1 pseudogene is annotated in these 1,611 nt (G+C 67.4%); it reads right to left on the bottom strand.

The annotated features are described in order from the left end of the window. Nucleotides 1-1,611 (bottom strand): annotated as a pseudogene (locus JCM25143_RS20390) (DEAD/DEAH box helicase); the annotation flags it as partial.

The raw sequence follows: 1,611 nt of genomic DNA, 5'->3' as shown, positions 1-1,611 counted from the left end.
CGCCAGCACCACCCCGGCCACCGCCACCATGCGGTGCACCGCCGCCGCCTGCGGGCGCACGTGCGGGCTCGATGCTGATTTCATCGGGGTCCGTGGCGGAGGCGCAGCTGGCGAAGCGTTCGGCTTTGTCGTGAGCGATTTCCACCAGAGTATGGTCACCCGCGATACGGATCGCGCCAATGTCCTGCTTGCGGATACCGCCCAGCTTGCACAGCATGGGCACCAGCCATTTGGGGTCGGCCCGGTCTGTCCGGCCAACGGACAGGCGGAACCAGCTGCCCTGCATGGCGGGGGCGCGTTCACGCGGGGTGCGCTCGCCGCGTTCAAACCCGCCATCGTCACGCATCGGGCGTGAGCGGGGGGTGTCGGGGGTGATGACCCGTACGGTCATGGGTTCGGGCAGGCTTTTCTGCCACAGTCCCACAAGTGCCTGAGCCAGTTGCTCGGGCGCATGGGTGGCAACCAGACGGTCCACCAGAGACAGCGACGTGTCATGCCGGGGGGAGGGCGTGGCCGGGCTTTCCGCAGCCGTATCGTCCGTTACCGGGGTGGTGTCTGCAGTCGTGTCCGCTGCGGCCGCACCCTTGACCGGCGTATTGAGGAACGGTGCATTCAGCAGGCGTTCGGCATCGGCCTGAGTAATGGCAGCGCGGTCAGGCGCGCCGGACCATTCGGCTTCCACCTTCGCGGCCTGCAGCAGGCGTTCGGCCACGCGCTTGCGTGCGGGCGGCACCAGCAGCACGCAGGTACCCTTGCGGCCCGCGCGGCCGGTACGGCCTGAGCGATGCAGCAGGGTTGCCGGGTTGGAAGGCAGGCTGGCGTGAATGACAAGCCCGAGTTCGGGAATGTCGATCCCGCGTGCGGCCACGTCCGTTGCCACGCATACGCGGGCCTGTCCATGGCGCAGGCTTTCAATGGCGCGGCTGCGCTCGTTCTGCCCCAGATCGCCCGAAATGGCGACGGAGGAAAAGCCGCGCTCGGTCAGGATAGCCTGCAACTGCCGCACCGCTTCACGCGTGTGGCAGAACACGATGGCCGTGCGGGCTTCTTCAAGACGCAGCACGTTAACCACCGCTGCCGCCATATCGGGCTGGTTGGCCAGCACGGCGCGGTAGGTGATGTCGCTATGAGGGGCGTTGCCGCCCATTGTGTCCAGACGCAGGGCATCGTTCTGGTAGCGGCGTGCAAGGCCTACGATTTCGCGCGCATGGTGGCGGAAAACAGCAGCGTGCGGCGGGTTTTGGGCGCGGCATCCAGCAGGGTTTCCAGCTCTTCGCGGAAGCCCAGATCAAGCATTTCGTCGGCTTCGTCCAGCACGACGGCGCGCAGTTCGCTCAGATCAAGGTTGCCACGGCGCAGGTGGTCGCACAGGCGGCCGGGCGTGCCTACAACAATGTGGCAGCCCCGTGCCAGCGCACTGGCTTCGCGCCGGGGTTCCATACCACCAACGCAGGAGACGATACGCGCACCGGTTTCGGCGTACAGCCATTCCAGCTCGTTCTTGACCTGCAGGGCCAGTTCACGCGTGGGGGCAATTACCAGCGCCAGCGGCGTGGGGGCGGGGGGCAGGCGTTCTGCCCCGGCCAGCAGGGTATCGGCCAGCGCCAGGCC

This window comes from Acetobacter papayae JCM 25143, assembly GCF_000613285.1.
In the GTDB taxonomy this organism is placed as follows: Bacteria; Pseudomonadota; Alphaproteobacteria; order Acetobacterales; family Acetobacteraceae; genus Acetobacter; species Acetobacter papayae.
This window is presented reverse-complemented; position numbering and strand designations above follow the sequence as displayed.